Source organism: Paenibacillus hodogayensis, assembly GCF_039536325.1.
GTDB lineage: Bacteria > Bacillota > Bacilli > Paenibacillales > NBRC-103111 > Paenibacillus_AB > Paenibacillus_AB hodogayensis.
In genome coordinates this window covers 429,279-448,701 of sequence record NZ_BAAAYO010000006.1, presented here as the reverse complement: position 1 = coordinate 448,701, position 19,423 = coordinate 429,279, and the positions used below count along the sequence as shown (strand labels likewise).

Sequence of the window (19,423 nt, the reverse complement as noted above, 5' to 3'; positions counted from 1 at the left end):
GGGCCCCTTTGAATTTGTTACAGGTTCAGCGCTTTCCAGCGGTAAGCATATTCGAACAAAAACTCGAAAGCTTCCAAATGCCGCTTCGCCTCGAATACGTTGGTGCCCCAGGCGTAGATGCCGTGGTTGCGCAGCACGATGCCCGGCACGCTCTTGTCGATGCGTTCTTCGACCAAAGCGGCGATCCGCGGAATGTCCGTATAGTTGGGGAGAATCGGCACTTCAATGCGGGCGTTTTCTTCCCAAATGTTGAACGCTTTGATCAGTTCCACGCCTTGGAACGGAACGCTGCCTTGCTCCGCGTACAGCTCCGACACGATGTTGTTAAATACGGTGTGGACGTGGAATACGGCTCCGCAGCCAGTCAAGCGGTAAATCTCGCAATGGATGAGCGTCTCGGCCGACGGCTTCAACGTCGTCGCTTCGATGGGCCGTCCGCTGCCGTCGACGATCAAGTAGTCTTCCGACGTATGCTTCGACTTGTCTTTGCCGCTCGACGTAACGGCGAAGGCGAAGCGGTCACCAGCGAAGTCGCCGACTCGAACGGACAAGTTGCCGCTCGTTGCCGGGAACCAGCCGCGCGCCGCCAATTCGCTTTTTACCTCGCGCAATTGGGTGAAAGCCTGCTGTCGCTGCTCCAGCGTGTACAAGGAATCGTTACTCACGGGACTGTGCTCCTTCCTGTATCGTGTGCAGATGCTGCACGACGTCGTGGAACGTGTCGAACGGTACGTACGGCAAGCCGAGCTGCTCGCATTTGTCGATCAGATGCGATCGCGCGTAGACGAGATCGACGAGCTGCGCTCCGGCAAAATCGGTCACGCTGTCGCCGATCAGAATTCGCATGTAGCTGTCTTGCGGATAACGGCGGATGACCGTCGTTTTGCACATGCCGCAATCGTTCGAGCAATGCTCGTCGCACGGATGCGGCCAGACGATGCGAATGCGTTCCCCCGAGAAATCGCTGGCGTTGCAGTAAATACGGTCTTGCGGAATAGGGAAAGGCTCCAACAGAGGCTGCAGAAAAAAGTCGATGCCGCCGCTCGTGACGAGAAACTCGATATCGCGATCGCGGCAATATTGGAGCAGCTCCGGGAAGCCGGCACGGATGCGTGCCGTATCGAATACGAAGCGGGCGACTTCCTCGCGTCTCTCGGACGGCAGCAACTCGAACATGCGTCCGACACCGTTGCGGATGCTGATCTGGCCGCTGACGACTTGGTCCACCAGCGGCTTCCAGCCGGGCGGATCGAAGTGCCGCATAATCGCTACGATATTGTCGCTTTCCGTAATCGTGCCGTCAAAATCGCAAAACAGAACGGGCCGCTTCATTCTTTGGCCCCCCAACGCTCGATCGCCGCGCGCAGCTCCGGCCGCGTCTCGGCATAAGCGGACAGCGTCCGGCCTTCGAGCACGGCGTCGATCGCCTGGCGGAACGCTTGTCCGCCTGCCGCCGTGCCGAGCGGATGACCGTGTATGCCTCCTCCGGCGTTGACGACCACGTCTTGTCCGAAGTCGCGGATAATCCACGGGACAAGTCCAGGATGTATGCCGGCCGACGGGACGGGGAAGCTTGTCCGCAGCTGCGGGGCCGGGCCGCGCGGCGCTCCCGCATCGTCGGGCGCGCGGTAAAGGTAGTCTCCGTCGAGCTGTTCGGTTACGAGCGCGTGGCGGATCGCCATATTTTCCGCTTTCGGCATGACGACCGAGCCGTACGGCGACGGGAAGAGAACCAGATCGGCGCCGCTTAGCCGCATCAGCTTGCCGAGAAGCACCGAAGCCGCTATGCCGTAGTGCGGCGACGGATACAGTGCGCCGGCAAGCGCTGGGTGAGCGGCGATCGGGACGTTAATATCCGGATCGGCGGCCAGCTCGCGCATCGTATCGAAGCCGTAGGCAAGTACGTTGAACAGCAGGGCGTTCGCTCCCGCCCCGATCGCCTTCTTCGCCTGTTCGGCGAGCTTGGAGGCCGGGCCTGTGACGTTGACGGCGTAGAGCAGCTGCTGGCCGGTCGTCTCGCGGGCTCGGCGGGCGGCGGCCATGCACGTCTCGACCCGCTTTTCGATCGGAGTAAGCGGGTTTTCGAACAAAATCTCGTCGTCCTTGATCAAGTCGACCCCGCCGGCCGCCTGGCCGTAGAATTGCCGGCCCAGCTCGTCCAGATCGTGGCCCACCACCGATTTGAAGATGCTCATCAACAGCGGCCGGTCGTGAACTCCGAGCAGATCGCGGACGCCCGCTATGCCGAACTTGGGGCCGCCGAAGCCGCTCGCGAAAGCGGGGGAAAACTGCAGATCGATCAGCTTGATGGCTCCGTCCATCGACAGCTTGCCGAAGACGGTGACGAGCAATGCCGGAATGTCGGCGCTGAAGTTGACGTCCGGATAGGCGATGCGGATATCCGCGTAGCGGCCCGCAGCGTTCCCGTCCTGACCCGCTCCGGGTTCCGAGACTTCGACGGACAGCACCCGTCCGAGATGCTTCTCCATCTGCTTTTGTTGAGCGGCAGGCAGCTCCGTCCAGCTTCCGACCGTCAGTCCGACGGCGATCGATTGCGCTTTTTTATGAAAATTGGCATTCTCGTCGAAGCAGCGGTAGGTGGCTACGCAATAATCGCTCAACGGCTACACCCGCTTTCCGTGGGCCAACGACTGTTCGGCCAGTCCGAGGCCGATCTCGCGAGCCCGCTCCGCCGAGCGCAGCACCGCGCGGGAGATGGCGTCGGCTACGCCCTCGGACTCCATCAGCTTGATGGCGGCTTCCGTCGTGCCGTTCGGCGACGTGACTTTGCGGCGAAGCTCCTGAGGCGCCTCGTTCGTCGTTTTGACCATTTGGGCAGCGCCCAGTACGGTCTGTACCGTCAGCGAGCGCGCCGCTTCCTCGGACAGGCCGCCTTCGACGCCGGCCGCAATCATCGCTTCCATGAAGTAGTAGATGTAAGCGGGGCCGCTGCCGGATACGCCGGTCACGATTTCGAGCCGCTCCTCCTCGACGACGGACACTTCCCCGATCGCCCGGAACAGCGAAAGCGCCGTGGCCCGCCGCTCCGCCGTAACCGCCTCGGAGAAGCTGATGCCCGTGGCACCGAGCCCGATCGTGCTGGACGTGTTGGGCATCGTCCGGACGACCGGCAGGGGAGCGCCGAGCAGATGATGAATCGTCCCGATCGATAAGCCGGCGATGACCGAGACGATCAATTGATTCGGCCCCAGTAGATGGCGAATGTCCGAGATGCCGGCGGCCGCGTCCTTGGGCTTCATGTTCAGGATGACGATACCCGCTTCCCGAATCGCCGAGTCGCGTTCCTCGGGATCGCGCGATGCGCGCATGCCGTAAGTGTCCCTAACATAGGCGAGTCGTTCGTCGTTGCTCTGGTTGACCGCGAACAATTGCTGCGGCGCGGTGATGCCTTTCTCGATCAGGCCGGCAAATATCGATTCGGCGAGCGCACCGGCTCCTACGAAGGCGATCGTTTCGGTTAACAAAGTGTGGCTCATGGCGAATAGTTCCCTCCTTGTCGGTAGTGTGGCGGTTACCCGCGTATTTGGCCGTTCCCTTGCACGATGAATTTGGTCGAGGTCAGCGCAGGCAGTCCCATCGGTCCGCGAGCATGCAGCTTTTGCGTACTGATGCCGATCTCGGCGCCGTAGCCGAATTCGAAGCCGTCGGTGAAACGGGTCGACGCGTTATGGTAGACGGCGGCCGCGTCGACGTCGCGCAGAAACTGCGCGGCCCGTCCTGCGTGCTCGGTGACGATGCATTCCGAATGGAACGTGCCGTACTCGCGGATATGGTCCAGCGCCTCGTCCAAACCGCTGACGGTTTTGACGGACAGAATCAGTTCGCCGTACTCGGTGCGCCAGTCCTCTTCGGTCGCTTCGCCCATCCAGGGAACGAGCGTCCTGCTTTTGGCGCAGCCTCGCAGCTCGACGCCAAGCTCCTTCAGCTTTCCGGCCAGCTCCGCCAGATGCCGGGCGGCGTATCGCTCGTGCACGAGCAGCGTCTCCAGCGAGTTGCAGACGGACGGGCGCTGCACCTTGGCGTTGATGACAATCGGATCGGCGATGGCGGGATCGGCTTCATCGTCCAAATACGTATGGCAGATGCCTTCTCCCGTCTCGATAACCGGCACGGTGGCGTTTTTCAGCACATTCTGGATCAGCGAGCGGCCGCCGCGAGGAATGATGACGTCCAGCAGGCCGTTCAGCTTGAGCAGCTCGTCGACCGAAGCGCGGTCGGAGCTTTCGATCAGTTGCAGGCTCTCCGCCGGAACCGCGGAGCGGGAGAGCGCGTCATGCATGACGGCGATGATCGCCTTGTTCGATTCGAGCGCCGCAGAGCCTCCGCGCAGCACGACGGCGTTGCCGCTCTTCAGGCACAGTCCGGCCGCGTCGACGGTGACGTTCGGCCGAGCCTCGTAGACGATGGCGACGACGCCGAGCGGGACGCTGATTTTACGGATGTTCAAGCCGTTCGGTCGCGTCGTGTCGTCCAGAAGCAGTCCAGTCGGATCGGGCAAATCGATAATTTGCCGCAAGCCTTCGGCGATACCGGCGATGCGCTTCGGGTTCAAAGCGAGCCGGTCCAGCAGCGATTCACTCGTTCCGTCGCGCCGGCCGCGTTCCAAATCTTTCGCGTTCGCTTCCAGAATTACCGCACTTTCGGCAATAAGCGCATCGGCCATCAAAGCGAGCGCCTCGTTCTTCTGTTCCGTCGTCAGCCCGTTCATCAGGCGGGTGGCCTGTTTCGCTCTAGACGCTTTGTCGCGTACTTCACTCATTGGAAAAGCCTCCTTCGGTTTCGTTTATGGCGTTCGTTCGGGTATGTTCGGGTAACGGGCGGCGAGTTCTACAGCCCGCTCAGTGTCCGGTCAGAGCGGCCGCATAGCCCGGAAGCTTATCGGCTTCCAGCTCGAACGGTTCCGCCGCGCTTCGTGGCTTGCACTCGACGATGCCGTCGGCGGCCCGTTTGCCGATCGTGACCCGGAGCGGCAGACCGAGCAGGTCGGCATCGGCGAATTTGGCGCCGGGCCGCTCGTCACGATCGTCAAGGAGCACCTCGCAGCCGGCGTTGCGGAGCTCCCGGTACAGCCGCTCCGCCAGCTCGGCCTGTGCGGCATCCTTCGTCTGGATGACGATCAGATGTACGCCGTACGGTGCGACGGCGGCGGGCCAGACGATGCCGGCTTCGTCGTGATGCTGCTCGACGATGGCCGACAGCAGGCGGGAAACGCCTATGCCGTAACATCCCATTATATATGGCAAGGAGCGGCCGTGTTCGTCGAGAAAGGTAGCCCGGAGCGCCTCGCTGTACTTCGTGCCCAGCTTGAAGACGTGGCCGACCTCGATGCCTTTGGCGAATTGCAGCGGCTCTCCGCAACGTTTACAGGCGTCCCCAGGCGATGCCATACGCAGATCGCCGTACCGGCCGACCGGAAAATGTCGTTCGGGGACGACACCGGTCAAATGGCGGTCGACGGCGTTCGCTCCGACTACTGCGGTCGGCATGCCGCGTACTTCCTCGTCGGCGACGATCCCGACTTTGGGGTCCAGATCGACCGGCCCGATAAAGCCGGGCACGGAACCGAGCAAGCCGGCAATGTCGGCCTCGCTCATCATCTCGACGACGGAAGCGCCAAGCAGCCGCTTGACCTTCGTCTCGTTCAACTCGCGGTCGCCCCGGACGAGGACGACGTACGGGCGGCCGTCGGCGAGCAGAGCCAGCGATTTGATGATCTCGCGCGCTTCTACGCCGAGAAACCGGGTGAGCTGCGTGATCGTCCGGACGTCCGGCGTATCGGCGGTCTGCGGCTGCCCGGGCATGGTCGCGGACGCAGCATCCGTCAATGCCGCCGCCAGCCCCGGTTCCGGCAAATCCGCATCGGCGGCTCTTCCCGCCGATTCCGCCAGCTCGATGTTGGCGGCGTAGCCGCAGCTTTCGCAATGGACGATCGTATCTTCGCCGATGTCTGCCAAAGCCATGAATTCATGCGTATCCGTACCTCCGATCGAGCCGGAATCGGCTTCGACGGACCGGAACGTCAGCCCGCAACGGCGGAATATGGCGGAGTACGCTTCGTACATGACCGCGTAGCTCCGGTCGAGACCTTCCGGCGTGGCATCAAACGAATAGGCATCCTTCATCACGAATTCCCGCCCGCGCAGCAGGCCGTAGCGCGGGCGCCGTTCGTCGCGGAATTTGGTCTGAATCTGGAACAGCGTAAGCGGCAGCTTCTTATAAGACTTCACTTCGTCGCGGACAAGAGCCGTGATGGCCTCCTCGTGCGTCGCGCCGAGGGCGAACGACCGGCCGTGCCGGTCCTTGAGCCTCATCAGCTCATCGCCGTACAAGTCCCAGCGTCCGCTTTCCTGCCACAGTTCCGCAGGATGAAGGGAGGGGAGGAGCACCTCGACGGCGCCCGCTTTCTCCATTTCTTCCCTGACGATGCGCTCGATGTTGCGCAGAACGCGAAGACCGAGCGGCAAATACGAGTACACCCCGGAGGCGAGCGAACGAATCAGACCGGCCCGGATTAGGAAGCGGTGGCTGTTCGTTTCGGCGTCGGACGGGTCGTTGCGCAGCGTCGGCACAAGCGTATGTCTCAGTTTCATTTATCTGCCCTCACCTTCCCGCGAAGACGATCCATTCATCGCGATGCACGACCTCGATGCGGGATACGTCCACGCGCTTGCGTACTTCGTCTGTCGACAAGCCGGCGACGGCTTTCAACTGCCAGGAGGCGTAGTTGACGACGCCGCGTCCGAGCGTCCGTCCGTCGGCGTCCGCCACTTCGACCACGTCGCCGGGATGAAACTCGCCGACGACATCCGTCACGCCTGCGGGCAGGAGACTTCTCCCGCCGTCGACTAGCGCGTGCTCCGCGCCGGCATCGACGAGCACCTTGCCCTGCGCGTCGGAGTGGAAGCCAATCCATTGCTTTTTCGTAGACAGCGTGTGCGCGCTCGTGTCGAAATAGGTTCCTTTGCCCGTGCCGCGAACGGCTTCGAGGATGTCCTCGGGCTCCGTGGCGCGGCCGATGAATACGGGCACGCCGCCGCTCGTGGCGATGCGCGCCGCATCGATCTTGGAGCGCATGCCGCCGGTGCCCACCGACGAGCCCGAGCCGCCGGCGATACGGTAAATGTCCTCGCTAATCTCCTCCACGCGGTCGATGCGCCGGGCGGAGCTGTTTTTGCGCGGATCGTCGGTATACAAGCCGTCGGTGTCGGTCATAATGACGAGCCGGTCGGCTTTCAGCAGATTGGCGACGAGCGCCGACAGCGTATCGTTCTCGCTGAACTTCAGCTCGTCGACGGCTACGGTGTCGTTCTCGTTGATGATCGGAATGATGCCGCGGCTGATCAGCTCCTGCAGCGTCATCAGGGCGTTATGATTGCGGCCGCGGCTCCGGAAGTCGGAGCGGGTGAGCAAAATTTGCGCCACCGCATGACCGTATTGTGCAAAAGCTTCATTATAGCTTTGCATCAGCAGCGCCTGCCCGACCGCTGCGGAAGCTTGCTTCTCGTGCAGCGCCTTGGGCCGTCTGACGTAGCCGATCTTGCGAAACCCGGCAGCGACGGCGCCTGACGTCACGAGAGCTACGCTGTATCCTTCATCCTGCAGCCGGGAAAGCTCTGCCGCGAAATAATCGATCTTGGCGCGGTTCAGTCCGCCCTCGTCCGACGTGAGCGAGCTGCTGCCGATTTTGACCACAATGCGCTGGTGCATGATTGTTCCCCACCTTGTTTTAGCATAATGGCGCGTCCGAGAAGCCCGGAAAAAACAAAAAGACTTTCATCCTAATAAGGACGAAAGTCCGGCTTCCGCGGTACCACCTTAATTGACGTGCGCTCCCTAAATAAACAGCGCGCCGCCATCTCGATTCCCTGGTAACAGCAGGGGGCTGTTCAACTCGTCGTTGACCGTTCGGGGGTGGGTTTCGGCAAAGTCGTCGCGGTAAATTCTCGCAGCCGGTGGAATTTACTCTCTGGGCGCGCGGACTGTTCCTACTGGTCCCGTCATTACGTTATATTCGATACGGCTGCTGCCTAGTACCGTATAGGCGTCATGCATCCTTATTCCGGTAGCCGAATGTTCCGGTTCGTACGGATAAGTAAAACGAATGGCCTGTGCCTTCGTACGGGTACAAAGTAGAGCTGCCGCTGTGCATTCGGAAAGACGCCGTTTCCTTGCTAGGCAAGGGACAGCCGTCCTGACGCGAATACCGTTCAAGAATTGGCTTTGTACTAGAATACCATTGCGATTATCTTTTGTAAAGCCGATTAGCCGAACAAGCGGAGGGCGCCGATCCGCCGGACCGCCTCCTCCAAACGCTCCTCGGAAGAGAGCAGGCCGATGCGCACGAAGCCTTCCCCGTGCTTGCCAAAACCGATGCCGGGAGCGACCATCACATGGGCTTCATTCAGCAGCAGATCGGCGAACTCGGCGGAGCCGTAACGTTTGGGCACCGGCAGCCAGGCGAAGAAGGAGCCGGCCGACGGCTGCGCCTCCCAGCCGATAGAGGAGAGCGCGCCGAACAAGGCGTTGCGGCGGCTTTCGTACACCGCGTTCAATTGCTGGACGCATTCCTGCGGACCGGTCAAGGCGAGCGCCGCTGCCGCCTGAATACCGCCAAACAGGCTTACGTAGTAATGGTCCTGAATGAGATTGATCAGGCGCACGACCTCCACGTTGCCGAGCGCAAAGCCCACCCGCCAGCCGGCCATATTGTACGTTTTGGACAGCGTGTAAAATTCGACGCCGACTTCCTTGGCGCCCGGGCGCTCCAGGAAGCTGACCGGACGTCGGCCGTCAAAGCCGATGGCGCCGTAGGCAAAATCGCTAGCCACTACGATGCCGTTCTTGGCGGCAAAGCGGATCGTGTCGTCATAGAACGACGCCGGGGCGCACGCGGCGGTCGGGTTATTCGGGTAGTTGATGAACATCAGCTTGGCTTTGTTCACATCGTCCGGCGAAAGACGCGAATAGTCGGGAAGAAAGGCGTTGTCCGCCAGTAGCGGCATAAGCGCCATTCGGCCGCCCGCCAGTTCGACGCCGGACCAGTAGTCCGGGTAGCCGGGATCGGGGACGAGGCAGACGTCTCCGGGATTGAGCAGGCATTGGCTGATTTCCACGAGACCTGTCTTGCCGCCGAACAGAATGGCGACTTCCTTCTCGGGATCGAGCGTGACGCCGTAATCTTCCTGATACCGCTTGGCGATCGCTTCTTTCAGAAAAGCGTATCCGCTGAACGGAGAATATTTATGATAGGCCGGATTGGGCGCCGCCTCCTGAAGGGCGGAGACGATATGCGCAGGCGTCGGCTGATCGGGATTGCCTTGCCCAAGATTGATGACATCGTGGCCTTGCGCGATTTGCCGGTTCACCTTGCTGACAAGCGAAGCGAAAAATTGGGTCGGCAGCCGCTGCAGCCGCTCTGCGGCTTCGACAGGGAATGCGGAAGTCGGTTGTATGGGTAAATTCATCGTATTTCACTCCGAATAGTAGACTTTAAGTATCGATATACTTGATTATACCTGCCCGCGCCGAACTTTTCCATGTCCTTTTTTCCGGGCATATCCCTCGCGTAGTCCGTTCCGCCTGCGATTCCCGCTTGCGCTGTCCGTTGCTTAGGATGCGGCGATCGTCTATGATAGAAGCAATCATACGTAAACGGAGTGAAAGCCGCCATGTCATCCGATCAACAAACGCATAGGCTACAGGTAGCCGTCGTGCAGATGGACGTCGCGATCGGGGAGCCTGACATCAATTTCGCCAAGCTGTCCGAACTGCTGGAGGAGTGTGTAGGCGCCGAGCGCAAGCCGGATCTGATCGTTTTGCCGGAAATGTGGAATACGGGTTATGCTCTGGACCGCATCCATACGATAGCCGATCCGCAAGGGGAGCGGACGATTCGTTTCGTGTCCGAATTTTGCCGCAACCATAAAGTCAACGTCGTCGCCGGCTCGGTGGCCGAGCTGAACGGCGACCGCGTACGCAATACGGCGTTCGCCATCGACCGCGAAGGAAACGTAGCCGGGGAATATTCGAAAATCCATCTGTTTCGGCTGATGGACGAGGAGAAATATTTGCACGCCGGCGACCGGCTTGGCAGTCTGAAAGTGGACGGCGTACCGGCCGGCATGATGATCTGCTACGACATTCGCTTTCCGGAGCTGACGCGCAAGCTCGCGCTCGGCGGCGCGAAGCTGCTGATCGTCCCGGCGGAATGGCCGCACCCGCGGCTGCATCACTGGCGGACGCTGCTTACGGCCCGGGCGATCGAGAACCAGATGTACGTCATTGCCTGCAATCGCGTCGGGACTAGCGGAACGACTTCGTTTTTCGGTCATTCGCTGATTATCGATCCTTGGGGCGAGATTTTGGCCGAGGGAGACGAGGCGGAGCGGGTCATTGCGGCGGAGATCGATTTGTCCGTCGTGGATAAGGTACGCTCGACTATTCCGGTGTTTGCGGACCGCAGGCCGGAGTTGTACGGAGGCGAATAACGCGCGTAAACGACAACAATCCGCCCGATTCGCCGAAAACGTCAAACTTTAGACAAAATCGGACCTGCCCGATGTAGAGGTATATAGTATAATATAAGAGTGGCTGTCTCCTGTCGGGGGCGGCTACTTTACGTTATATACGCGTTATATAATCTAACGCAAGAATGGCGTTCAGAAAAAAAATTCAGCTTCGCGTTATATAATCTAACATTAAGTATTGCTTTATCCAAGAAGCTGTTGTAAAATTCATTCATAACCTAAAGGGACGTAATGATTTCTAACACAAACAAAAGGGAGAGGGTAACCATGAACATCGCTTTGATTGCCCATGACGTGAAAAAAGAAGAGCTGGTCAACCTCGTAATCGCCTATGATCAAGTGTTCACACAGCATACTTTGTTCGCCACTGGCTCGACGGGGCAAAAAATCGCCGAGGAGGCGAAGCTGAGCGTCATCAAGCTGAAATCAGGCCCACTTGGCGGAGATCAACAAATCGGAGCGCTCGTCGCCCAAAACGAGATCGATGCGGTCATATTCCTGCGCGATCCGCTCGTCGCCCTCGCCCACGAGCCTGACGTAACCGCACTGCTGCGTCTGTGCGACGTGCAATGCGTCCCTGTCGCGACCAACCTGGCGACTGCCGAGCTGCTGGTCAAGTCGTTGGAGCGCCATGACCTCGCTTGGAGAAACGTCGTGCACCGTTACCGCATGGAGCGCCGAAGCGGCACGGAGGGCTAACCGCGCGCCCTCGTTCGGCAGCAGGCGGAGAGATTATTCCCCCGTCCGAAGCGAAACGGTCAGCTCGCGGCTGGCCAGCGTCACATGCTCGGGCAGCGGGTAGCCTGCATCGATGTCGACACCGTGAGACATATGCGTGAAATAGACACGCTGCGGCTTTGCTTCCGCCAGCAGCTCGAGCGCTTCCTTCATGTCATAGACGGAGCGCGATTCGACCCGGGCCTCTTCCTTGTAAAAATTCGTGCCAAGCACCAGCATGTTCAAGCCGTGAAGCGGCTTTTTTTGTTTTTCCGTCAAATGAATCGCGTCGGGGCAGTACGCCCACGCATAACCGTTTTTGACAAACCGGTAAGCGAACGAATACCCGTTCTTGCCATGACACACTTCCCACGGCGTAATCTGCCAGCCTCCGAACTCCATTCCTCCATCGTTCGGCACGAAAGCGAGCTTCTTCTCCAGCCACGGATATTGCCGGCGGATCGTCTCGAATACGATGCCCGGAGCGAACACCGTGCCGCGGCTGCGCGTCCAGCGGCATGCATCGAACCATTCCGGCAGTCCGGCGATATGGTCGTGATGCGGGTGCGTCACGAGAACGCGCGTCAGCGTACGCTGCCCGAGCCCCTCCATCTGTTCGACCCAGTCCGGTCCGCAGTCGAGCAGCAGCTCCCCTTCCGCGGTGCGCAGCAGGGCCGACGAACGGAGCCTGCGGTTGCGTCCGCCGCTTCTCGCTTCCTGGCATACCGGACACGTACAGTATACGCGCGGTACGCCCATCGAATCTCCCGTTCCGAGAAAGATCAGCTGATCCACGGTCGCTAGCCTCCTTTTTGGTTGTTTCCCCCGATCAACTCGAGCATAGTGGCGATAAACGCTTCGGCAGCCTTGGACACGTACCGGCCTCGGCGCCGTGCGATAACGAGCGTGCGGGTCGGCCTGCTGCTGACGGACAAGTAAACCGGCGCCGCCTCGCTCCATTTGCCGCGCTCTACCATAGCGGGCACGAAAGCGACGCCCATTCCGGCCGCCACAAGCGACTGCACCGTCTCGATATTGCTGCTTTCGAAGACGATGTGCGGCGAGAAGCCGGCGTCCAGACAAAAATCGATCGCGGTCTGGCGCAAGCCTTGCCCCTTCTTCAATACGATGAACGGCTCGTCGCGGAACCGGGCAAGATCGACTGTCCCCTCGCCGGCGGCCGAGGCTGCGGGGTGGAGGGGCGGGACGGCAAGCAAGATTTCTTCCTCGACGAGCAGCTCGTATTCCAGCGATTGCTCCTGCAATGGCATCGACAGCACGCTAAGGTCGGTGCGCCCTTCGATCGTCAGCTGCGACAAATTGGCGGACGTTTCCTCGACCAGCAAAATCTCGATTTCCGGGTATCTCTCCCGGAATACGGGGAGAACGAGCGGCAGCATATGCGCTCCCGTAATCGGCATGCTGCCGATAATGAGCCTACCCTTGCGCAGTTGGGATATATCGTCCATCTCCTGGCGGATTTCGCCGAGCATATCGACGATCTTCTGGGCTTTGTCCACAAATAAAGAGCCGGCGTGCGTCAGCTCGACGGAATTCGTATTGCGGTGAAACAGCAGGACGCCCAGCTCTTTTTCCAGCTTGGACAACTGCTGGCTCAACGAAGGCTGCGCGATATGCAGTTTTTCCGCAGCTCGTGAAAAGTTTTTGTCTGCGGCGATTTGGATGGCGTATTGAAGCTGCCTGAATTCCATTCCGGTATGTTCCTCCTGATTCGGCCGGCCATCCCGGGACGGGTGCCGGCAGGCGAATGGCAATCGCGTTTTTTGATTCTCTCGTATTCATCATATACGAAGTTCGTTCTTCCTATAAAGGGTTATCGGCGTTTTTTTGCGCGATTCGGCCGATTGGTACTCTGGTGACGGTTCCGCCGCCTTCAATTTGCTTTTTTCCCGAGGGTCATGAAAGTACTGACGGAGAGCATCAGAGTGCATTGTCCGCCCCCGATCGGGTTTGTATAATGGGCATCATGATCGAAACGAAACGAAGGGGGAAAAGGTATGAAAACGTTGCGCATAGGCTTTATCGGCTGCGGCAATATCGCGCATGGTCACGCTCTGCGGCTGTCCCGTCTCGACGGGGTACACATCGCCGCGCTGGCCGATCCGGTTCAAGGGGGCAGACAGGCGCTCAAACAAAAGTTCTCGTTGAACGGAGCGGAGGAATACGACGATTATGCCGACATGCTGAAAAACGGCGAGCTGGATGCGGTTCTGATCTGCTCGCCGCATACGATGCACTTCCGGCATGCCCGGCAATCGCTTGAGGCGGGCATGCACGTGCTGATCGAGAAGCCGATGACCTGTTCCTCGAAGGAGGCGGAGGAGCTGATCGCCTGTGCGGCTGGGCACGGCAAAGTGCTGCAAGTGTCGTTTCAGCGCCACTTTTTGCCGCCGTTCATGTATATCCGCTCGGCGATTGCCGATGGGGTCATCGGCAAGCTTACATCGGTGACGGCAGCGCTGCATCAGGATTGGAAACGAGCGCAGGAAGGGACGTGGAGACAGCGGCCCGAGCTGTCCGGGGGAGGTATGCTGATGGATTCCGGCAGTCATATTATCGACGTCCTGCTTTGGACGACGGGGCTGACGCCGACGCAGCTATCCGTTCAACTGGAATGCCACGGCGCCCCCGTCGAGGTCGATACGCTGACCGCGATCCGATTCGCCGAAGGGGCGGTCGGCAGCATGAATGTGATCGGTCTGGCGCCGCTGTCCAAGCTGAAGGAAGCTTACGCTTTTATCGGAGAGCGGGGAGGCATCTTTTACGACAACGGCAGCGTCACCCTTCATCTGAATGGGCAAGAGCCGATCGAGCCGGCGTTGCCCGAAGCCGTTACGGACCCGGACCGAAGCTTCGTCGACGCGATCAGGGGCAAGCACGAGGTGGTTGTACCCGGCGAATATGCGCTGAAGGTCGTCCGCTTCACCGAAGAGATCTATGCGTCCGCGGGATATCATGTTTCGGCGCCGGAAACCGGCGCGGCGAGGAGGGAGGCGTGATGGTGCTTAGAACAGCTGTGTTGAGCTTTTGGCATGTGCACGCCAGAGGGTACGCCCGGCAGCTGAGCGAGCGCAGCGATTGCGCCGTCGCTGCGGTGTGGGACGAATCCGCCGAGCGCGGCCGGGAAATGGCGAAGCAGCTTGACGTTCCGTTTGTCGACAAGCTGGAGGATGTCCTGGCGAATCCCGATATCGATGCGGTCGTCGTCAACGCCCCTTCCCTTCTGCATCCGGAAATCATCTTAGCCGCTGCCGAGGCGGGGAAGCATATTTTTACGGAAAAGGTGTTGGCTCTGCGAACGGCGGACGCCAAGCGGATTTTGGAGGCTGTGGAGCGAAGCGGAGTGAAGCTGATCGTCTCGCTGCCGAGGCTGGGCGACAGCAGAACGGTGTACGCCAAGTCGGTGATCGACGAAGGTTTGCTGGGGGAGGTTACGCTGGTGCGCGCCCGGCTCGCCCACGACGGGGCGCTGCCTCGGGAAGGCGCGCCGGACGGCTGGCTGCCGGCGCATTTTTTCGATAAAACCGAATGCGGCGGCGGCGCTCTGATCGATCTGGGGTGCCATCCGATGGGGATCGTCCACGAATTATTGGGCATGCCGGAAACCGTCTCCGCCCAATTCGGCTACGTCACCGAGCGTGAGGTCGAGGACAACGCCGTCGTCACGCTGCTTTATCCGAAAGGAGTATTGGCGGTCGTCGAGGCGGGCTTTGCGAGCCGCTATTGTCCGGCTCTTCTGGAAGTATACGGAACGAAGGGCTGTCTGCTCATCGGCAATGAGACGATGCTGCGCAGCGATCTGCTGCCCGCCGCGTCCCATGCCGGTTGGGTGCGGCCGGACAAGCTGCCGCCGGGATTGTCGTCGCCGCTCGACCAATGGGCTGATTACGTTCTGTACAGTAAAAAGCCGTCGATTACGGCGGAGCAAGGCTTGGCGTTGACGCAGCTGATGGAGGCGGCTTATGCGTCTGCCGCCGAAGGGCGCGCGGTGGCGCCGGACCGCTTCGGCGAAAGCGACGGTCGGTAAACGTTGACGCCTGCAACGGCGGGGCGCGGCGGAGACGGGAGGATGGGTCGGATGAAGCAGGGAACAGGGAGCGAGGGAGAAGCCGGATCGGCGGAGGTGAGGCTGTTTCCGGACAAGTGGGCGATTATGCGTTACCCGTCTATTTGCCGGCCCGAAGCCGGCTTGGCGATCGGACCGGACTGGGAAGGATCGGCGGAGCTGACGGGATTCGTGACGGCGTTTCACAACGAGCCTGCGGCAAGGGATACCCTAGTCCGTGCGGCCTTGGCTGGGGATCGGCTGCACTTGATGCTGGAGAGCGGACCGGGCGGCGATATATTGCCGGAAACGGAGACAGAGACGGTGTTTGTGCTGATCTCCCTGCCCGAGGACCGGGATATGTTTTATACGGTGGATGTGGAGATAACGGCCGGTGCGCACCGGTACCAAATCGGCTACAACAACTGGACCCGGACGGAGCGGCGGGACCAAAAACAAACCTTCGTTCGCCTGGCCGGGGAGCAGGACGTCCGCCCGCTTGTAGAGAAGCGCATGAATGGAAGCTGGACGGCAGAAGTAAGTATTCCGCTGGAACTGCTGGGGAATCCGGACAGGCGGGAGGGTGCCGAGTGGAGGTTCAACGTCGTTCGATATGGCGGGCCCGAAGCTTCTGAGCCGATGAGCTCGTGGGTGCCGATCCGTACCGGCACGATCCGAATGGACGATATTCATCGCCCGCTCGACGAGCGGATATTCCGTGTCGAGCTGTTCGCGGCCAATGAAGGGCGGCTCGGCAGCGTCTTTATCGGCCGTCCGCCCGCGCCTCCGTCCGCAGCTGATACTACGGAGGGCGGAGGCGCGGGACCGGACGGTCCGGCGGAAGCGGGGCGCGCTCTAGCGGCTTCCTTCTTGCCGTCGGCTGCCGCGTCCGGAACGATGCCTCGGGAAACGACGTTGTCCGCCGCCCTGCTGTACCGCAGCTTTACCGCCAAAGCGCTGCGGCTCTCCGGTCCTGCGGGCGGATCGCTCGACGCAGGGCGGATTTCGCTTGTCTGGGTCGACCCGCTGGGACGGCAATCGATCATCGTTCCGAGCGGTTTGCCCGCCCGCGACGGAAACGGCGCGCTGGAATTTGCCCACCCTGCTCCGCTGGAGGAAGGGCTTTATCATCTGCGGGTGTTTTTGCGAAACGGACACGAAGGTCTTGGCGAATTCTGCTCCTTCGCTTTCGATCGCTGCGGGCTGATCGAGGCCGGCGAAAGCTGTGCGGAGCAACGGGCAACCGAAACGGCAAAGCGGCGGCAAATCGTCATGAAAGATCCTTCCGAGCGGGTCGAGCAGCTGTTGAGGCTCATCCCCGACCGGATCGGTTTTTTCGCCGCAGGCGTCCCCCATGCCCCCGTGCTGGGGTTTCGCTCGGCCAACTACACTTGGAGTCCGGATAATCCCTGGAGCATCGTATCGGTTGACGAAGACCGCGTGGCGTATCCGAACGACAGCTACCCCGAGTCCAAATCGGTTATCGTGCGCAATAAGAAGGGAGAGCCGGTCGATTATCCGTATTACGAGGATGAGCGGGGCCGGCGGTATTTTTTGTCGGCCCACCTGTGGCATTGGCAGCGCCGGTACGCGGTGAACGAAACGGCTCTGCTGGCCGCGGCCGATCCGCTTGGCGCGGCCCGGGTGCTGTACGGGTTCGCGCAGGCGTACGCGGGCTGGGTGCGCTTTAATGATTCGGTGTGGGTGCAGCACCCGATCGACGGCCGGGCGCATCCGCCGTATCCGTATTTCGGCGGCATGTGGGACCGCTGGAGCCTGATGGATCTGCACGGGCTGCTGCCTTTGATCGACGCTTTTATCGAAGTGGACGGCACGAACGCCTTCGAGCTGCTCGGCCGCGAATGGGGGGGTGACGTGCGCGGGACGATCGTGGACGATATGCTGCGCCCTTCGCTGGAATCGGCACTCTCGTATCCGGTGCTCCAGCACAATGTCGACTATCCGAACTGGATCGGGCTTATCCAGCTCGGCAAGGCGCTCGGCGAGCCTCGATACGTTCATGAGGGAGCCGAGAGGCTGGCTCGTTTTGCGCAGAATGCGTATTTGTCCGACGGCTTCTGGAAAGAAGTCTCGCTGTCCTATCATCGTCAAACGTACGAGGGCATTGTCGCTACGGCGCGACGGCTGAAGGGCTGGAGTGACCCGGAGGGCTATGTTTCGCCGCGGGACGGCACGCGCTTCGCGTCGTATGACCCGGAGGCGTCGATCCCCCGCATCGGCCGAATGCTGCGGCTGCCCGATATGCTGTCGTATCCGGACGGCTTCTGTCTGCCGGTAAACGATACGTGGGCTTTTCAGCGGGCTGAGCGCCCCCTGTGCACAGGCTCGCTGCTGCTGCCGTTCGCGGGCATCGCCAAGCTGACCCGGGGACGCGGACGCGGGCAGGCACAGCTTTATTTGACCTTTTGCCCGAATAACGGACACGACCACAAAGACCCGTTGAATGTTGCGCTGTATGCCGAAGGACGGGAACTGCTGCCTGATATCGGCTATACCCATACGTTTTACCGGCAGTGGACGTTATCGACGCTCGGCCACAACACGGTAACGGTCGATAGCCGCGATGCCCGGCTTACGGAAGAGGCTAGATGCGGCGGCAATATCGAACTGTTCGCCGGTGCGGGAGCCGCTCAGCTGATTCGAGCGCGGCAGGAGAACGCTTACGAGGGGGTGTCGGCCTATTCGCGCGAGCTGTGGCTGATCGGCTTCGAAGGGGCGGAGGCGGACAGCGGGTATACGCTGGATCTGTTTCGTGTGGCCGGGGGGAAACGCCACGAATATACGCTGAACGGGGATGCCAACCGAGATTGCCTGCTTGTTCCGAATGTGCCGATGACCGAATACGGGCCGTACTTGCTGGAAGGCACGCCGCAAATCATCGAACCGAAGCAGGAAACCGATTTCGGCGGAACGAGCGACCAGCAATATTATGCATATGCGTTTGTTAAGGATGTGCGGACGGCGGAACAGCCGGACGGCATCTATACGCTGACGATGACTTCGCGTGACGGCCAGGACGGGGAAACGGACAACGGATGGAGCGGAAGCGAACAGGACGGAAGCGGCCCGGCGGATAGCGACGGCCCGGGAGGAGCCTCGCGGGGCAGCGGAGAAGCGGTGCTGAAGGTGCACGGCTTTGCCGGAGCGGGAAGCAACCGGCTCTTTGCAGGCAGGGCGCCGTCCTTGAGGGCTACCCGCTTGAACGGGCTGGACGGGGACCGGAACAGCGAGGCGATCCGCTTCGATATGCCGAAATGGATCGTAAGGCGCGAAAGTCCGGATGGCTCCGAGCTGCTCAGCCAATTCATCCACGTCTTCGAGCCTTACGCCGGCGGGAGTGTACCGGCGATCGACCGGGTGAAGGTGCTCCATGCGGACGAAGCCGCGGAGGAAGCGGTTGTTGCCGTTACGTACGGGGAAGTTACCGACATCATCTTGAGCGCTCCCCGCTATGAGTGCGAGACGCTTCGCTGCGGTCCGTGGGAGCTTGCCGGCAAAGCCGGCTTCGTCCGGCTCGTCGGCGGAAAGGTACAAAGCCTGATGCTGGTCGGCGGGACGCTCCTGAGAGCCGACGGGCGGGAACTGACAAGTCCCGGTCCGGTTGCTGGACGTATTCTGGAGGTGCGCCATGCGGCCGGAGCGGAGAGTGGGCGGCAGACGCTCGTTACGGATGCGAGCGTTCCGGAATCGGCTGTTGGCCAATATGCGGTGATCGTCCATCCGGACGGGACGACTCACGCTTTTCCGGTCGTATCCGTCCAGATGGATCCAACAAGCGGGCGGACCGAACTGGGCTTCGATGAAGATCTCGGTTTCGACTATACAGGCGGTTCGGATGACGGCGTCGGCAGAGTACCTACCATTGAGGAATCGGACGCTTCGTCCGCGTCTCGCGAATCCCGCGCTTTGGCGGGTCTAGCCAGACCTTCAGCCATGACCGCCTACCCGCATGCCGAGTGGCGGGGCCTGCATACGTTTCGTATCGATGGAGTGGCTACGGCAGCGTTTCCGCCGGAGTGAACGCCCTGTGCAAGACCGGAATCGAAAGACTGGCTCCTCGTGCGCTTGCTCC

At 60.9% G+C, this 19,423-nt stretch carries 15 protein-coding genes; 5 read left to right on the top strand and 10 right to left on the bottom strand.

All coding sequences use genetic code 11. The features are described 5' to 3' along the window. Positions 1-17: 17 nt before the first annotated feature. From ABD796_RS13105 to ABD796_RS13070, 8 genes are all read right to left on the bottom strand, one after another. Positions 18-665 (bottom strand): methylthioribulose 1-phosphate dehydratase, encoded by a 648-nt coding sequence (locus ABD796_RS13105; RefSeq protein ID WP_344908510.1) that lies wholly within the window; start codon positions 663-665, stop codon positions 18-20. Next, a complete protein-coding gene (locus ABD796_RS13100) occupies positions 658-1,332 on the bottom strand; it encodes a 2-hydroxy-3-keto-5-methylthiopentenyl-1-phosphate phosphatase (protein ID WP_344908508.1) in 675 nt (224 codons plus the stop codon). Before ABD796_RS13100 ends, ABD796_RS13105 begins: the two co-directional genes overlap by 8 nt. Then, entirely contained in the window at positions 1,329-2,621 is a 1,293-nt protein-coding gene (locus tag ABD796_RS13095; protein ID WP_344908506.1) for a 2,3-diketo-5-methylthiopentyl-1-phosphate enolase, read from the bottom strand. The genes ABD796_RS13100 and ABD796_RS13095 overlap by 4 nt, the downstream gene beginning before the upstream one ends. Before the next feature lie 3 nt (positions 2,622-2,624). Further along, positions 2,625-3,497, bottom strand: a complete 873-nt coding sequence (proC, locus tag ABD796_RS13090) for a pyrroline-5-carboxylate reductase (protein WP_344908504.1) — start codon at positions 3,495-3,497, stop codon at positions 2,625-2,627. Positions 3,498-3,532: 35 nt separating this feature from the next. Further along, on the bottom strand, positions 3,533-4,780 hold the full coding sequence (locus ABD796_RS13085) for a glutamate-5-semialdehyde dehydrogenase (protein ID WP_344908501.1): 1,248 nt from the start codon (positions 4,778-4,780) through the stop codon (positions 3,533-3,535). A 79-nt stretch (positions 4,781-4,859) separates the two neighbouring features. Beyond that, positions 4,860-6,611: a proline--tRNA ligase gene (locus tag ABD796_RS13080; protein ID WP_344908498.1), complete on the bottom strand. Its 1,752-nt coding sequence runs from the start codon at positions 6,609-6,611 to the stop codon at positions 4,860-4,862. A 10-nt stretch (positions 6,612-6,621) separates the two neighbouring features. Beyond that, the gene (proB, locus tag ABD796_RS13075; RefSeq protein ID WP_344908496.1) at positions 6,622-7,728 is read right to left on the bottom strand and encodes a glutamate 5-kinase; all 1,107 of its coding nucleotides are present in this window, start codon (positions 7,726-7,728) and stop codon (positions 6,622-6,624) included. Between the two features lie 554 nt (positions 7,729-8,282). Further along, a complete protein-coding gene (locus ABD796_RS13070; RefSeq protein ID WP_344908494.1) occupies positions 8,283-9,485 on the bottom strand; it encodes a pyridoxal phosphate-dependent aminotransferase in 1,203 nt (400 codons plus the stop codon). 204 nt (positions 9,486-9,689) lie between these two features. Here ABD796_RS13070 and ABD796_RS13065 point away from each other — a divergent pair, with 204 nt between their 5' ends. Both ABD796_RS13065 and ABD796_RS13060 read left to right on the top strand, forming a co-directional pair. Beyond that, positions 9,690-10,508, top strand: coding sequence for a carbon-nitrogen family hydrolase (locus ABD796_RS13065; protein WP_344908492.1), 819 nt, complete (start codon positions 9,690-9,692; stop codon positions 10,506-10,508). Between the two features lie 306 nt (positions 10,509-10,814). Next, complete coding sequence (locus ABD796_RS13060; protein ID WP_344908489.1) at positions 10,815-11,246, top strand: methylglyoxal synthase; 432 nt, start codon at positions 10,815-10,817, stop codon at positions 11,244-11,246. Between the two features lie 33 nt (positions 11,247-11,279). Here the strand turns inward: ABD796_RS13060 and ABD796_RS13055 are convergent, their stop codons facing one another. Then, the gene (locus tag ABD796_RS13055) at positions 11,280-12,059 is read right to left on the bottom strand and encodes an MBL fold metallo-hydrolase (RefSeq protein WP_344908486.1); all 780 of its coding nucleotides are present in this window, start codon (positions 12,057-12,059) and stop codon (positions 11,280-11,282) included. A gap of 5 nt (positions 12,060-12,064) precedes the next feature. Then, positions 12,065-12,976 carry a LysR family transcriptional regulator gene (locus tag ABD796_RS13050; protein WP_344908482.1) on the bottom strand — a complete coding sequence of 304 codons (912 nt, stop codon included), beginning with the start codon at positions 12,974-12,976 and terminating at the stop codon, positions 12,065-12,067. Positions 12,977-13,282: 306 nt separating this feature from the next. On the opposite strand from ABD796_RS13050, the gene ABD796_RS13045 reads away from it, so the two are divergent. From ABD796_RS13045 to ABD796_RS13035, 3 genes are read left to right on the top strand one after another with little or no spacing between them, the layout of a single operon-like run. After that, a complete protein-coding gene (locus ABD796_RS13045; protein WP_344908479.1) occupies positions 13,283-14,284 on the top strand; it encodes a Gfo/Idh/MocA family protein in 1,002 nt (333 codons plus the stop codon). Continuing rightward, positions 14,284-15,312: a Gfo/Idh/MocA family protein gene (locus tag ABD796_RS13040; protein WP_344908477.1), complete on the top strand. Its 1,029-nt coding sequence runs from the start codon at positions 14,284-14,286 to the stop codon at positions 15,310-15,312. Before ABD796_RS13045 ends, ABD796_RS13040 begins: the two co-directional genes overlap by 1 nt. A 51-nt stretch (positions 15,313-15,363) precedes the next feature. Then, the gene (locus ABD796_RS13035; RefSeq protein ID WP_344908475.1) at positions 15,364-19,371 is read left to right on the top strand and encodes a heparinase II/III domain-containing protein; all 4,008 of its coding nucleotides are present in this window, start codon (positions 15,364-15,366) and stop codon (positions 19,369-19,371) included. Positions 19,372-19,423 lie beyond the last annotated feature (52 nt).

Excerpts from the sequence above, each read along its gene's own strand:
- ABD796_RS13100 (WP_344908508.1), bottom strand. The coding sequence starts at position 1,332 with ATGAAGCGGCCCGTTCTGTTTTGCGATTTTGACGGCACGATTACGGAA.
- proC (WP_344908504.1), bottom strand. The coding sequence starts at position 3,497 with ATGAGCCACACTTTGTTAACCGAAACGATCGCCTTCGTAGGAGCCGGT.
- ABD796_RS13085 (WP_344908501.1), bottom strand. The coding sequence starts at position 4,780 with ATGAGTGAAGTACGCGACAAAGCGTCTAGAGCGAAACAGGCCACCCGC.
- ABD796_RS13080 (WP_344908498.1), bottom strand. The coding sequence starts at position 6,611 with ATGAAACTGAGACATACGCTTGTGCCGACGCTGCGCAACGACCCGTCC.
- proB (WP_344908496.1), bottom strand. The coding sequence starts at position 7,728 with ATGCACCAGCGCATTGTGGTCAAAATCGGCAGCAGCTCGCTCACGTCG.
- ABD796_RS13070 (WP_344908494.1), bottom strand. The coding sequence starts at position 9,485 with ATGAATTTACCCATACAACCGACTTCCGCATTCCCTGTCGAAGCCGCA.
- ABD796_RS13065 (WP_344908492.1), top strand. The coding sequence starts at position 9,690 with ATGTCATCCGATCAACAAACGCATAGGCTACAGGTAGCCGTCGTGCAG.
- ABD796_RS13060 (WP_344908489.1), top strand. The coding sequence starts at position 10,815 with ATGAACATCGCTTTGATTGCCCATGACGTGAAAAAAGAAGAGCTGGTC.
- ABD796_RS13050 (WP_344908482.1), bottom strand. The coding sequence starts at position 12,976 with ATGGAATTCAGGCAGCTTCAATACGCCATCCAAATCGCCGCAGACAAA.
- ABD796_RS13045 (WP_344908479.1), top strand. The coding sequence starts at position 13,283 with ATGAAAACGTTGCGCATAGGCTTTATCGGCTGCGGCAATATCGCGCAT.
- ABD796_RS13040 (WP_344908477.1), top strand. The coding sequence starts at position 14,284 with ATGGTGCTTAGAACAGCTGTGTTGAGCTTTTGGCATGTGCACGCCAGA.
- ABD796_RS13035 (WP_344908475.1), top strand. The coding sequence starts at position 15,364 with ATGAAGCAGGGAACAGGGAGCGAGGGAGAAGCCGGATCGGCGGAGGTG.